The following is a 12,576-nucleotide window of genomic DNA, read 5'->3' on the forward strand; positions in this document are numbered from 1 at the left end:
GAAAGCCGTCGGGCAGAGGTTCGAATATCCTCCTTGCGATCCGTCGCCATTAACCAGGAAATCATAAGTCATGCGTATTGAAGAAGATTTGAAGTTAGGCTTTAAAGACGTGTTGATCCGCCCTAAGCGTTCCACGTTGAAAAGCCGTTCCGAGGTTGAACTGGAACGTCAGTTTACCTTCAAGCATTCAGGTTGCAGCTGGTCCGGCGTGCCGATTATCGCCGCCAACATGGACACGGTGGGCACCTTCCGCATGGCCGAGGCCCTGGCTTCTTTCGACGTTCTCACCGCCGTACACAAACATTACAGCGTCGAGCAATGGGCTGACTTCGTGCAGCGCATGCCGGAATCGGTGCTGCGCCACGTGATGGTGTCCACCGGCACCTCAGAAGCCGACTTCGCCAAAATGCAGCAGATCCTGGCCCTGTCTCCGGCGCTGAAATTCATCTGTATCGACGTGGCCAACGGCTACTCTGAACACTTCGTCGCCTTCCTGCAGAAAGCGCGCGAAGCCTGCCCGAATCACGTCATCTGCGCCGGCAACGTCGTGACCGGCGAGATGGTGGAAGAGTTGATCCTCTCCGGCGCCGACATTGTTAAAGTCGGCATCGGGCCGGGATCGGTATGCACCACCCGCGTGAAGACCGGCGTGGGCTATCCGCAGCTGTCGGCAGTGATCGAATGCGCCGATGCGGCCCACGGGCTGGGCGGCCAAATCGTCAGCGACGGCGGCTGCTCGGTGCCGGGCGATGTCGCCAAAGCCTTCGGCGGCGGCGCGGACTTCGTGATGCTGGGCGGTATGCTGGCCGGCCACGACGAGTGCGAAGGCACCGTGGTGGAAGAGAACGGCGAGAAATTCATGCTGTTCTACGGCATGAGCTCCGAGTCAGCGATGAAGCGCCACGTCGGCGGCGTGGCGGAGTATCGCGCGGCCGAAGGCAAAACCGTCAAGCTGCCGCTGCGAGGCGAGGTGGAGTTCACCGTGCGTGATATCCTCGGCGGCCTGCGTTCCGCCTGCACCTACGTCGGCGCCGAGCGTTTGAAAGAGCTGACCAAGCGCACCACCTTTATCCGCGTGGCGGAGCAGGAAAACCGCGTCTTCGGCAGCAAATAAGCCGCACCTTGCATTCGGGCGCAGCGCACCGCGGCGCCCGCTATCCTTTTACCCTTATCCCAACACGCTGCCCAGTTGAAAGATAGGCAGATACATGGCGATCACCAAAGCGCCGACAATCCCACCTACCACCAGCATCAGCAGCGGCTCCAGCGTTTGCGCCAGCGTATCGGCCAGCTCGTGCGTCTGCCGTTCATACCACTGCGCCAATTTATCCAGCAAGGCGTCCAGCGAACCGGACTCTTCGCCCACCCGCACCAGCTGCCGGCACAGCGGCGGAAACAGCGGTTGCAGGCCCAGGGCATGATGAAAGGCTTCGCCTTCGGCGATCTGCCGTTGCACCTGCTCCAGCGCCTGTTTGTACAGCAGATGGTCAGCCGCCAACGCCGCCGCGTTCAACCCTTCCACCAGCGTCAGCCCGGCGCGTTGGGTCATGGTCAGGATGCGAAATGTTTGGCTCAGCGCGCCGCCGCTCACCAGCCGGGCGATCAGCGGCAGGCGCAGCAAGAGAGCCTGTTCACGTCTGCGCCACGGCGGGCGCGGGTGCAGCCAGCGGCCATAGCCGAACAGCGACGCGCCCAGCAGCAGCGCCAGATAGGGGCCGGTGGCGATCAACTGCGCAGACAATGCCAGCAACCCTTGGGTAAACCAGGGCAGCGGCGCATCGAACGATTGATAAACCTTGGCGAATTCCGGCAGCACCATCACCAGCATCAACACGCTGACCATCAGCGCCACCGCGCAGATGAAGAGGGGATAACGCAGCGCTTTGGTCACCTTGCGGCGCAGCAGCAACTGGGCCTCCTGTTGTTGCGCCAGCTGCAGGCAGCAGCGATCGAGGTTGCCGGTCAGTTCACCGATGGCGATCAGCTGGCGATAGATCAGGGGAAAAATCCCCGGTTGTTCGGCGAGGGTTTCGGAAAGCGGTTGCCCTTCGCGCACCTGGTCGGCCAGCTGGCGCAACAGGCAGCGCCAGGCTGCCGAAGGATGCTCTGCTGCCAGCAACTGCAGCGCATTGACCAGCGGCAACCCCGCCTGCAGCAGAGTGGCGAGCTGGCGGGTGAAGTGGATTAACGGTTCTCCACGCCATTGGCCGGGCGTAACGCGTTTGCCGTGCCCGATTCGGTACGGTTGCAGGCCTTGTTCGATCAGCAACCGGCTCACCTGCCGTTTTTCCTCGCTCATCAGTTCGCCGCGGCGTAAGGCGCCCTGTGCGTCGAAAGCCTGCCAAAGAAACAGCCGGCGCGCTTTCATGGCGCGGCTATGCCAGGCTGGACGACGTCGATCACGCGGTACAGTTCTTCCAGCGAGGTCGTGCCTTCGGCGGCCAGCGCCAGGCCCGCGTGCAGCAGCGAAAGCTGCCCCTGTTCGCGGGCGATATCCGCCAGCAGACTGGGAGCGGCGTTCGCCAGCAATGCCGCCTGTATTTCCGGCGTAATGGCCAACAGTTCATACACGCCGATGCGCCCATAGTAACCGCCGAAGCAATGCTCGCAGCCATCGGCGCGCCAGACAGTGAGCGGTTCCGGCCAGATCGCGCTGGGAAAATGCGTCGGCTGGCTGTGCGGATAGCGGCAGTGGCGGCACAGTCTGCGCACCAACCGCTGCGCGACGATCAGCTTCAGACAGCCGGCGAGCAGGTAGCCGGGGATCCCCATGTGCATCAGCCGCGTCAGGGTTTCGCCGGTAGAGTTGGTATGCAGCGTCGACAGCACCAGGTGGCCGGTTTGCGCGGCCTTGACCGCGATCTCGGCGGTTTCCGCATCGCGGATCTCGCCGATCATGATGACGTCTGGATCCTGGCGCAGCAGGGCGCGCAGCACCCGGGCGAAGCTCAGCTCGGTTTTGGCGTTGATCTGGGTCTGATTAACGCCGAACAGCGGGATCTCGACCGGATCCTCGACGCTGCACAGGTTGCTCTGCGCATCGTTCAACTGGCGCAGACCGCTGTACAGCGTCACCGTTTTGCCGCTGCCGGTCGGGCCGGTCACCAGGATCAACCCTTGCGGGCAGGCCAGCGCCGTCGCGTAGCGCGCCAGATCCGCCCGGCTCATGCCTAACTGATCCAGCGGCAGTTCTTGTTGCTCGCCCTGCTGAACGCGCAGCACCACCTTTTCGCCGTGCAGCGTCGGCAGAGTGGCGATACGCATGGCATAGCGCGCGCTGTCCAGCGTCAGGCTGAGCTGCCCGTCCTGAGGCTGACGGCGCTCGGCGATATCCAACTGGCCGAGGATCTTCAGCCGGGCGACGAGGCGCGCGGCCAGCTGCGGCGGCGGTGAGGCGAGGGTTTGCAGCACGCCGTCGATGCGCAGACGAATGCGAAAATGCTGCCGAAAAGGCTCGAAGTGGATGTCCGAGGCGCGGCGCTGGATGGCCAGGCGCAGCGTCTGGTTGATGAATTGCACCACCGGCGCATCGCCGTCGTCGGGGTAGGCGATGTCGGTTGTGTCCTCTTCGGCCGCCAGCGGCGCCGAGAGCGGTTCGTGGCGCTGGTTAAGCGCCAGCTCCAACCTGGCCGCCGGCCATTGTTCCAGATGGATGCGTTTGCCGGTGGCGAAACGCAGCGCCGCCAGCAGCCCCTGCGGCGCTTCTTCGCTGAGCGCGACCGTCAGGGTGGTCGGGTCCTCGCTCAACGCCAGCGCCTGATAGCGCCGACACAGGGTGTGAACCTCTTCGCTGATTTGCGCGTTCATCGCCGTTACTCCGCCGCGTCGTCGAAGCGGAAGACTTCCCGGCACACCTCAACCAGCGTCGCGTTTTCGCTGCTGCACAGCCGGGTCCAGCGGGTCAGCCCATCGGCGTTCGACTTGGGGGTTAACGCCACCGCCAGCCCCTGCAGCGTTTGGGTGCCGGTCAGCGTGATTACGCCTTTAACGACTTTCACCCCGCTGACGTAACGCGCCGCGCCGCCGGTGGGAATGCCTTTGCTGCCTGCTTCACAGCCGGCGGGCGCGCCTTCATCCAGTACGCACAGCTCGACCGCCAGCTTATACGGCGCCATGGTTTGCAGCATGTCGGTCATCGCCGCTTTCTGGATGTAGCGCTGGTAGGCGGGAATGCCGATGGCGCTGAGGATGGCGATGATGGCGATCACCACCATCAGTTCGATCAGGCTAAAGCCGCGTTGCGTTTCCATGCGTTGTTTCCTCCATAAGGGTGTGGAAGACAACGGTAGCGGTTTGCGCGGGGGAACGGCGAGCGGGTTTTACGCGTTTCTCGGCGTACTTCCATCAGTATTGATGTCGTTTGCAGCGGAGGAAAAAACGGTGCGAGGGGCTTCGCAAATCTGCGTTAACGCCCCCGGCGGCGGCCGGGGGCGAGGGGATCATTTGAAGCGCATCGACAGATCGAGCGCGGTCACATGTTTGGTCAGCGCGCCGACCGAAATGTAATCCACGCCGGTCTCGGCGAAGGTGCGCAGCGTCTCGCTGGTGACGTTGCCGGACACCTCCAGCTGGGCGCGGCCCTGGGTTTGGGCGACCGCCTGACGCATCATCTCGACGCTGAAGTTGTCCAGCATGATGATGTCGGCGCCGGCGTCCAGCGCCTGCTGCAGCTCATCGAGCGACTCGACTTCCACTTCCACCGGCACGTCGGCGTGCAGCCAGAAGGCTTTTTCCACCGCGTTTTTGATCGAGCCGGAGGCGATGATGTGGTTTTCCTTGATCAGGAAGGCATCGGACAGCCCCAGCCGGTGGTTGCTGCCGCCCCCGCACAGCACGGCGTATTTCAGCGCGGTGCGCAGGCCGGGCAAGGTCTTGCGGGTATCGAGCAGGCGAGTCTGGGTGCCTTCCAGCAGAGCCACGTAGCGGCTGACCTCGGTCGCCACGCCGGAGAGCATCTGCACGAAGTTCAGCGCGGTGCGCTCGCCGGTCAACAGCACCCGCGCAGGGCCGCGCAGCCGGCAAAGCGGTTGGTTCGGTATCAGACGGTCGCCGTCTGCCACCAGCCACTCCACCTGCACCTGGTTGCCCAACTGAATAAAGACTTCGTTCAGCCAGCGGCGGCCGCAGAACACGCCGGCTTCGCGGGTAATGACGGTGGCTTCGGCCTGCTTGTCCGCCGGTAACAATTGCGCGGTAATATCGCGCCCGGCGTCAACTTCACCTCCCAGGTCTTCGCGCAGCGCCTGGGCGACGGAATAGGGAATATCACTTTCAATACGTTCAAGAAGCTCGGTGCGGCGACGGTCGGCACTGTAGCGGCGTGTCGGCATGGAAAACTCCGAAATGGACGGTTAGTTCGTAGGGGAACATGCTACTCTGTTGCAGGAATAAGTACCACCGCAGAGAGGTGTCTGATGCAGTTGGAAAATGGCTGGATTGTCGGGGTGACGCGAGTGGTTTCGCCGCACTGCGATCGGCGCCCGGATGACGAACCGCCCTCGCTGCTGGTCATCCATAACATCAGCCTGCCGCCCGGCGAATTCGGTGGCCCCTATATCGACCAGCTGTTCACCGGCACGCTCGATCCCGCGCAGCACCCTTATTTCGCCGAGATCCATCAGCTGCGAGTGTCTGCGCACTGTCTGATCCGCCGCGACGGGGAGATCGTGCAGTATGTGCCCTTCGACCAGCGCGCGTGGCACGCGGGCGTTTCTCTGTATCAGGGGCGCGAACGGTGCAACGATTTCTCCATCGGCATCGAGCTGGAAGGCACCGACCAGTTAGCCTACACCGAGGCGCAATATCGCACGCTGCAGGCGGTCACCGCGCTGCTGGCCGAACACTATCCGCCGTTGGCGGCGCATATCGCCGGGCATTGCGATATCGCCCCCGGCCGCAAAACCGATCCCGGGCCGGCGTTCGATTGGGATCGCTATCTGGCATCTCTGGAACAACGCGGCGCGCCCGCCGACGCTATGCTTGAGACAAGAAAAAGGGAGAGGAATCGCTAATGACGCTGTTTACGCTGTTGCTGGTTTTGGCCTGGGAGCGCCTGTTCAAGCTGGGGGAACACTGGCAGCTGGATCATCGCCTCGAAGTGGTATTTCAGCGGCTGCATCGGGTTTCGCTGGCGCAGACGCTGGCGATGACCGCCGCCTGGATGGTGATCGTCTGGGGCGTTCTGTGGTTGTCGCACGGGTTATTCTTCGGCGTGGTGACGCTGCTGCTGTGGATCGTCATCGATCTGCTGTGCGTCGGCGCCGGCATCAAGCGCAAACACTATCGCGCCTACCTGAAAGCGGCGCGGCAGGGGGATACCCATGCCAGCGATCAGATGGCGGAAGAGCTGGCGTTGATCCACGGTTTGCCGGTGGACTGCAGTGAAGAGCTGCGCCTGCGCGAGCTGCAAAACGCGCTGCTGTGGATCAACTTCCGTTATTACCTGGCGCCGCTGTTCTGGTTCGTGGTCTTTGGGCCGTACGGGCCGATCGCGCTGGCGGGATATGCCTTCCTGCGCGCCTATCAAACCTGGCTGGCGCGCCACAATACGCCGCTGGAGCGTTCGCAGTCGGGCATTGATCATCTGCTGAACTGGCTGGACTGGATCCCGGTGCGTTTGGCCGGGGTGGCCTATGCGTTGTTCGGCCACGGCGAGCGCGCGTTGCCGGCCTGGTTCGCCTCACTCGGCGATCGGCATTCGTCGTCGTATCAGGTGTTGACGCGGCTGGCGCAGTTCTCGCTGGCGCGCGATCCGCATATGGACCCGGTGCAAACGCCGCGGGCGGCGGTGACGCTGGCGCGCAAGGTGACGATGATCATCGTGGTGGTGGTGGCGCTGTTGACCATTTACGGCACGCTGCTGTAAACCGCCGTGAAAAACAAAACGGGCGCCTCGGCGCCCGTTTCTTTTTGGCCATCCGGCCGGGATTACAGCTTGGCGAAGCAGCGACGCGCGGCGTCGATGGTGCGCTGGATGTCTTCCTTGCTGTGCGCCACGGACATGAAACCCGCTTCGAAGGCGGACGGCGCGAGATACACCCCCTCTTCCAGCATCAGGTGGAAGAAGCGCTTGAAGCGTTCCACGTCGCACTGCATCACGTCCTGGTAGCAGGTGACCGCCGGCGCGTCGGTGAAGAACAGGCCGAACATGCCGCCGACGTTGTTGACCACCAATGGAATATTCTCTTCCTGCGCCGCGTGCAGCAGGCCAGCGGCCAGCATCTCGGTCAGTTCGGTCAGCGTCTGGTGCACGCCAACCTGCGACACTTCGGTCAGGCAAGCGTAGCCCGCCGCCATGGCGATCGGGTTGCCGGACAGGGTGCCCGCCTGGTAGACCGGGCCGGTCGGCGCCAGCGCGTCCATCACCTCGCGACGGCCGCCGAAGGCGCCCACCGGCATGCCGCCGCCGATGATTTTTCCGAGGCAGGTCAGATCCGGCTCGACGCCGTAATAGGATTGCGCGCCGGCCAGCGCGACGCGGAAGCCGGTCATCACTTCGTCGATGATCAAGAGCGCGCCGTACTTGTCGCACAGGGCGCGCAGGCCCGGCAGGAATTCCGGCAGCGGCGGCACGCAGTTCATGTTGCCGGCGACCGGCTCGACGATGATACAGGCGATCTCGGACGGGTACTGTTCGAAGGCGGCGCGCACCGAATCCAGATCGTTATAGGTGCAGGTCAGGGTGTGTTTGGCGAAGTCGGCCGGCACGCCCGGTGAGTTCGGCTGGCCGAGGGTCAGCGCGCCGGAGCCGGCTTTCACCAGCAGGCAGTCGGCGTGGCCGTGGTAGCAGCCTTCGAACTTGATGATTTTATCGCGGTTGGTGTAGCCGCGCGCCAGGCGGATAGCGCTCATGGTGGCTTCGGTGCCCGAGTTCACCATGCGCACCATATCCATCGTCGGCACCAGTTCGGTGACCAGCTGCGCCATTTTGACTTCCATCTCGGTCGGCGCGCCGAAGCTCAGGCCGCGCTGCGCCGCTTCAATCACCGCGTCGCGGATCGCCGGGTGGTTATGCCCCAGCACCATCGGCCCCCAGGAACCGACATAGTCGATATAGGCCTTGCCGTCGGCATCGAACAGGTAAGCCCCGTCTGCGCGCTCGATAAACAGCGGCACACCGCCCACGCCGGTGAATGCACGCACCGGAGAGTTTACCCCGCCGGGGATCAACTGTTGCGCCTGGGCGTACAGACTTTCGGACTTGCTGTGTAGGCTCATAAATCGGCTCCTGGATTCTCTTTTGAATGATTTGACCGCGCTATTCTAGAGGAGAGCGCCGCGTTATGAAACGATCACAGTCAGATACCATTAACGGCAGCGCCCGCCGCCGGGTTGGGGTAGAATTATCGCCCTGCCTATTTGTATTACAAATTACCTGACGAATCACTCGCGATGACAGAATCACAATCACAGCCAGTCGGGACGTTGAGCCCGCGTCTTAGCCGCAGCGATGCGGTGCGCCAGTTTATCCGCCGCGATAAAACGCCGGTGGCGATCCTGTTGATGGCCGCGCTGGTGGGGACGCTGGCCGGTTTGCTCGGCGTGGCCTTCGATAAAGCGGTGGAGTGGGTGCAGCAGCAGCGGCTGGCTTCGCTGGCGCAGGTCGCCGACTTCTGGATCCTGGTGTGGCCGCTGGCGTTTATCTTGTCCGCCGCGCTGGCGGCGCTGGGTTATTACCTGGTGCGGCGCTTTGCGCCTGAGGCTGGCGGTTCGGGCATTCCGGAGATCGAAGGCGCGCTGGAGGAGCTGCGGCCGGTGCGCTGGTGGCGCGTGATACCGGTGAAATTCATCGGCGGCATGGGAACGCTGGGGGCGGGCATGGTGCTGGGGCGCGAAGGGCCTACGGTACAGATGGGCGGCAACGTCGGGCGCATGGTATTGGACGTGCTGCGCATTCGCGGCGCCGAGGCGCGCCATTCGCTGCTGGCGACCGGGGCCGCCGCCGGGCTGTCCGCCGCGTTCAACGCGCCGCTGGCCGGCATTCTGTTTATCATCGAAGAGATGCGGCCGCAGTTTCGCTACAACCTGATCTCGATTAAAGCGGTGTTTATCGGCGTTATCATGTCGAGCGTGGTGTTCCAGCTGTTCAACGGCCAAGGCTCGGTGATCGCGGTCGGCAAACTCGCCTCGGCGCCCATCAACACCTTGTGGCTCTATCTGGTGCTGGGCGCGATATTCGGCGCGGTGGGTGTGGGATTCAACGCGCTGATCTTTCGCACTCAGGACATGTTCGCGCGCCTGCACGGCGGCAGAATGCGCAATGTGCTGCTGATGGGCGGGCTGCTCGGCGGCGTGTGCGGCATTCTGGGGCTGATCCAGCCGGAGGCGGCGGGCGGCGGCTTTGGGCTGATCCCGATCGCCGCGGCGGGCAATTACAGCGTCGGCATGTTGATGTTCATTTTCATTACCCGCATCTTCACCACGCTGCTGTGCTTCGGTTCCGGCGCGCCGGGCGGCATCTTTGCGCCGATGCTGGCGCTGGGCACGCTGTTCGGCACCGCCTTCGGGCTGGCGGGGGCGCATTTGTTCCCGCAGTACGGCATCGAGGCGGGCACTTTCGCCATCGCCGGCATGGGGGCGTTGTTCGCCGCCACGGTGCGCGCCCCGCTGACCGGTATCGTGTTGGTGCTGGAAATGACCGACAACTACCAGCTGATTTTACCGATGATCATCACCTGCCTCGGCGCTACGGTGGTGGCGCAACTGCTCGGCGGCAAGCCGCTGTATTCGTCGATCCTGGCGCGCACCCTGCAACGGCAGGAGGCGCAGTTGGCGCGGGAAGCGGCGGAGAAAACAAGTAAAGAAAATACAACAAATGCGGTGAATACTTGAACGCAACACTCAGGTATCGGATAATCGTTAATATTAATCAGGCAGCCCTGGTCGCGATCTGATGCTGAACAATGTTGGGAGTAAAGAGTATGAGTGATGAAACGGCACTGCCCCTGCAATTTACCGAGGCAGCAGCAAACAAGGTCAAGTACCTGATTGCTGACGAAGAAAATCCGAACCTGAAGTTGCGGGTTTACATTACCGGCGGCGGCTGCAGCGGATTCCAGTACGGTTTCACTTTTGACGACAAGGTCAACGATGGCGACATGACCATCGAGAAGCAGGGCGTGGCGCTGGTGGTCGATCCGATGAGCCTGCAGTATCTGGTTGGCGGTTCGGTGGACTACACCGAAGGGCTGGAAGGATCGCGCTTCGTGGTGACCAACCCGAATGCCAAAACCACCTGCGGTTGCGGTTCGTCGTTCAGCATCTGAGTTTGCCTGTCAGAATATCAACCCGCTCGCTTTCCGGCCGGCGGGTTTTTTTATGCCTACCACTCCACGAGGATCACTGCCACGCCGTTCTCCTGGGCCGGTGGGCTGTGGATGATATTCGGCTGTGCCGTCGCGTGGCTGCATTCGCCCCGCAGGGCGGCGGCTCAGCGTTCGAGAATAAAGGCGGGCAGCTTGAGGTGCCAGCGGATGGCCGCCAGCCGAATGGCCAGCGTGATGACCATGCCCAGCATCATGGCTTGTTGCAGCGGCATGTTGAAGGTGTAAAACGCCGTGGCGTGCGCGATGCCGCCGATGATACAGGCGGTGGCGTAAATTTCGGTGCGCAGGATCATCGGGATCTCGCGCGCCAGCACGTCGCGGATAATGCCGCCGCCGACGCCGGTGATCACCCCCATGCAGATCGCCACCAGCGGGCCGGTACCGGCCGCGAAAGCCTTGTTGACGCCGATGCCGACGAACACCGCCAGCCCGACGGCATCGAGCACCGGCAGCACCCATTTCGGCAGGCGGCGCGGCTGGCGCACCAGCAGCAGCGTCAATACGCAGGTGATCATCGCCACCACCAGATCGGTGGGATCCTTGACCCAGAACACCGGGCCGTTGGCCAGCGCCATATCGCGGATGGTGCCGCCGCCGACCGCGGTAACCACGCCCAACACCAACACGCCGAACGGATCCATGCGCAGTTTGCCGGCCAGCAGTACGCCGGAGACGGCGAACACCGCCGTACCGAGAATATCCAACCAGAACACCAGCATCAGCGGATCTCCGCCAGCTGGCGGCACAGTTGCTGCGCCGCCAACAGCAGCCGCGGGCCGCCGCGATTGAACCAGTCTTCATTCAGCGCGATCACCGGCACCTGCAGCTGCGGCGCCCAGAAGGCTTTCACATTGGCGGCCTCTTTCGCGCCGCCGGTGATGACGATGGCCTGGGGTTGGCGCGCCAGCACCTGCTCGCGGCTGATCTGCGGCCAAGGCGTGCGGCTGTCGGCGAAGACGTTCTGCGCGCCGCACAGCGCCAACACCTGGCTCTGCAGCGTGGCGCCGGAGCTGGTGAACAGCGGCTGGGTGCCGAACTGCAGCAACACGCGTCGCGGAGGATTATCGGCGTACTGTTGTCTGAGAGCAGCGAACTGACGGCGAAGGCCGGCGGCGGCCTGATGCGCCTGGTCCGGGTGCGGGCTGTATTGCGCCAGCTTATCCAGCAAGCCGGCGATCCCTTCGAGATTATCGGCGTCCGCATAGAAGATCGGGATGCCGAATGCGGCGAGCTGATCCAGCACGCGCTGCGGATTGCCGCCGCGCCAGGCGAGGATCAGATCCGGCTTGAGCGCCAGCACCCGCTCCAGATTGATGCCCTGCCAGGAGGCCACCTGCTCCAGCCTGGCGGCCTGCGGCGGATAATCGGAATAGGCGCTCGCCGCCACCAGCACCTCGCCCATGCCGGCGGCATAGGCGAGTTCGGTCGCATTGGGCGCCAGGCTGATCACTCGCTGGGCGGCCCCGGCCGGCAGGGCTAGCCAGAACGCCAGCAGCCAGAGCGCCGAGGTGAAGCGCAGCCTCACATCAACCGCGCTTGGCCAGGGTTTGCAGCATGGCGTTGACCATCAGCGTAGACTGCTTGGCCGCTACCACCAGGAACTCGTCAAAGCTCATGTGCGACTCGCTGTCGGCGACGTCGGAAATGGCGCGCACCACCACGAACGGCGTGCCGAACAGATGGCAGACGTGGGCGATCGCCGCGGCTTCCATTTCCACGGCGGCGACGCGCGGGAAGGTGGCGCGGATGCGCGCCAGCGGCTCGGCGCCGTTGATGAAGGCGTCACCGCTGCAGATCAGGCCGCGCACCGCGTGCAGATCCAGCTGTTTGATGCAGCTTTCCGCCAGCGCGATCAGTGCGTCGTCGGCGACGAACGCCGCCGGGCAGCCGGCCATCTGGCCCGGCTCGTAGCCGAAGGCGGTGACGTCGGCGTCGTGGTAGCGCACTTCTTCCGACACTACGATATCGCCCACGCGCAGCGTGCTGGCCAGGCCGCCGGCGGAGCCGGTATTGATCACCACGTCCGGGCTGCAGTGCTCCAGCAGCAGGGTGGTGCCCATGGCTGCGGAGACTTTGCCGATGCCGGATTTCAGCAGGGCCACTTCAACGCCGCCGATCTGGCCGGTGTAGATTTCGCAGCCCGCGCGCTGGATGGTTTGACGGTTTTCGATTTGATCGCGCAGCAGGGTGACTTCCTGCTCCATTGCGCCGATGATGCCTACTTTCATAAATAACACTCGCTGATTGGCCG

13 protein-coding genes are annotated in these 12,576 nt (G+C 63.5%); 5 read left to right on the forward strand and 8 right to left on the reverse strand.

Features of this window, described 5'->3' with window-relative positions; translation table 11 throughout:
- Positions 1-70 precede the first annotated feature (70 nt).
- Positions 71-1,114, forward strand: a complete 1,044-nt coding sequence (locus ACUTQY_RS15060; protein ID WP_015376656.1) for a GMP reductase — start codon at positions 71-73, stop codon at positions 1,112-1,114.
- Between the two features lie 54 nt (positions 1,115-1,168).
- Here ACUTQY_RS15060 and hofC read toward each other — a convergent pair whose 3' ends face one another.
- From hofC to nadC, 4 genes are all read right to left on the reverse strand, one after another.
- Positions 1,169-2,368 carry a protein transport protein HofC gene (gene hofC / locus ACUTQY_RS15065; protein ID WP_033641860.1) on the reverse strand — a complete coding sequence of 400 codons (1,200 nt, stop codon included), beginning with the start codon at positions 2,366-2,368 and terminating at the stop codon, positions 1,169-1,171.
- Positions 2,365-3,807, reverse strand: coding sequence for a type II secretion system protein GspE (gspE, locus tag ACUTQY_RS15070; RefSeq protein ID WP_089196586.1), 1,443 nt, complete (start codon positions 3,805-3,807; stop codon positions 2,365-2,367). Before gspE ends, hofC begins: the two co-directional genes overlap by 4 nt.
- A gap of 5 nt (positions 3,808-3,812) precedes the next feature.
- The gene (ppdD, locus tag ACUTQY_RS15075) at positions 3,813-4,250 is read right to left on the reverse strand and encodes a prepilin peptidase-dependent pilin (RefSeq protein ID WP_046688234.1); all 438 of its coding nucleotides are present in this window, start codon (positions 4,248-4,250) and stop codon (positions 3,813-3,815) included.
- A gap of 189 nt (positions 4,251-4,439) precedes the next feature.
- Complete coding sequence (nadC, locus tag ACUTQY_RS15080; protein ID WP_025301584.1) at positions 4,440-5,330, reverse strand: carboxylating nicotinate-nucleotide diphosphorylase; 891 nt, start codon at positions 5,328-5,330, stop codon at positions 4,440-4,442.
- A gap of 84 nt (positions 5,331-5,414) precedes the next feature.
- Between nadC and ampD the strand changes: the two genes are divergently transcribed.
- Both ampD and ampE read left to right on the forward strand, forming a co-directional pair.
- Positions 5,415-6,011 (forward strand): 1,6-anhydro-N-acetylmuramyl-L-alanine amidase AmpD, encoded by a 597-nt coding sequence (gene ampD / locus ACUTQY_RS15085; RefSeq protein ID WP_025301585.1) that lies wholly within the window; start codon positions 5,415-5,417, stop codon positions 6,009-6,011.
- Positions 6,011-6,865, forward strand: coding sequence for a beta-lactamase regulator AmpE (gene ampE / locus ACUTQY_RS15090; protein ID WP_033631795.1), 855 nt, complete (start codon positions 6,011-6,013; stop codon positions 6,863-6,865). Before ampD ends, ampE begins: the two co-directional genes overlap by 1 nt.
- Positions 6,866-6,927: 62 nt before the next feature.
- Here the strand turns inward: ampE and hemL are convergent, their stop codons facing one another.
- On the reverse strand, positions 6,928-8,217 hold the full coding sequence (hemL, locus tag ACUTQY_RS15095) for a glutamate-1-semialdehyde 2,1-aminomutase (RefSeq protein WP_015376661.1): 1,290 nt from the start codon (positions 8,215-8,217) through the stop codon (positions 6,928-6,930).
- Positions 8,218-8,391: 174 nt separating this feature from the next.
- Here hemL and clcA point away from each other — a divergent pair, with 174 nt between their 5' ends.
- Positions 8,392-9,831, forward strand: coding sequence for a H(+)/Cl(-) exchange transporter ClcA (gene clcA / locus ACUTQY_RS15100; protein WP_033641864.1), 1,440 nt, complete (start codon positions 8,392-8,394; stop codon positions 9,829-9,831).
- Between the two features lie 89 nt (positions 9,832-9,920).
- Positions 9,921-10,265 carry an iron-sulfur cluster insertion protein ErpA gene (erpA, locus tag ACUTQY_RS15105; RefSeq protein WP_033641865.1) on the forward strand — a complete coding sequence of 115 codons (345 nt, stop codon included), beginning with the start codon at positions 9,921-9,923 and terminating at the stop codon, positions 10,263-10,265.
- A 164-nt stretch (positions 10,266-10,429) separates the two neighbouring features.
- Here erpA and ACUTQY_RS15110 read toward each other — a convergent pair whose 3' ends face one another.
- Genes ACUTQY_RS15110 through mtnN form a run of 3 tightly spaced genes read right to left on the reverse strand, consistent with a single transcriptional unit; the run spans position 10,430 to position 12,553 of the window.
- Entirely contained in the window at positions 10,430-11,044 is a 615-nt protein-coding gene (locus tag ACUTQY_RS15110) for a TRIC cation channel family protein (RefSeq protein ID WP_033641866.1), read from the reverse strand.
- A complete protein-coding gene (gene btuF, locus ACUTQY_RS15115; protein ID WP_046688235.1) occupies positions 11,044-11,850 on the reverse strand; it encodes a vitamin B12 ABC transporter substrate-binding protein BtuF in 807 nt (268 codons plus the stop codon). The genes ACUTQY_RS15110 and btuF overlap by 1 nt, the downstream gene beginning before the upstream one ends.
- 1 nt (position 11,851) lies before the next feature.
- Positions 11,852-12,553: a 5'-methylthioadenosine/S-adenosylhomocysteine nucleosidase gene (mtnN, locus tag ACUTQY_RS15120; RefSeq protein WP_019455094.1), complete on the reverse strand. Its 702-nt coding sequence runs from the start codon at positions 12,551-12,553 to the stop codon at positions 11,852-11,854.
- Positions 12,554-12,576: the final 23 nt, after the last annotated feature.

It is taken from the genome of Serratia sp. TSA_130.1, assembly GCF_052691795.1.

Coding starts and splice junctions, on each gene's coding strand:
- ACUTQY_RS15060 (WP_015376656.1), top strand. CDS start 71: ATGCGTATTGAAGAAGATTTGAAGTTAGGCTTTAAAGACGTGTTGATC.
- hofC (WP_033641860.1), bottom strand. CDS start 2,368: ATGAAAGCGCGCCGGCTGTTTCTTTGGCAGGCTTTCGACGCACAGGGC.
- gspE (WP_089196586.1), bottom strand. CDS start 3,807: ATGAACGCGCAAATCAGCGAAGAGGTTCACACCCTGTGTCGGCGCTAT.
- ppdD (WP_046688234.1), bottom strand. CDS start 4,250: ATGGAAACGCAACGCGGCTTTAGCCTGATCGAACTGATGGTGGTGATC.
- nadC (WP_025301584.1), bottom strand. CDS start 5,330: ATGCCGACACGCCGCTACAGTGCCGACCGTCGCCGCACCGAGCTTCTT.
- ampD (WP_025301585.1), top strand. CDS start 5,415: ATGCAGTTGGAAAATGGCTGGATTGTCGGGGTGACGCGAGTGGTTTCG.
- ampE (WP_033631795.1), top strand. CDS start 6,011: ATGACGCTGTTTACGCTGTTGCTGGTTTTGGCCTGGGAGCGCCTGTTC.
- hemL (WP_015376661.1), bottom strand. CDS start 8,217: ATGAGCCTACACAGCAAGTCCGAAAGTCTGTACGCCCAGGCGCAACAG.
- clcA (WP_033641864.1), top strand. CDS start 8,392: ATGACAGAATCACAATCACAGCCAGTCGGGACGTTGAGCCCGCGTCTT.
- erpA (WP_033641865.1), top strand. CDS start 9,921: ATGAGTGATGAAACGGCACTGCCCCTGCAATTTACCGAGGCAGCAGCA.
- ACUTQY_RS15110 (WP_033641866.1), bottom strand. CDS start 11,044: ATGCTGGTGTTCTGGTTGGATATTCTCGGTACGGCGGTGTTCGCCGTC.
- mtnN (WP_019455094.1), bottom strand. CDS start 12,553: ATGAAAGTAGGCATCATCGGCGCAATGGAGCAGGAAGTCACCCTGCTG.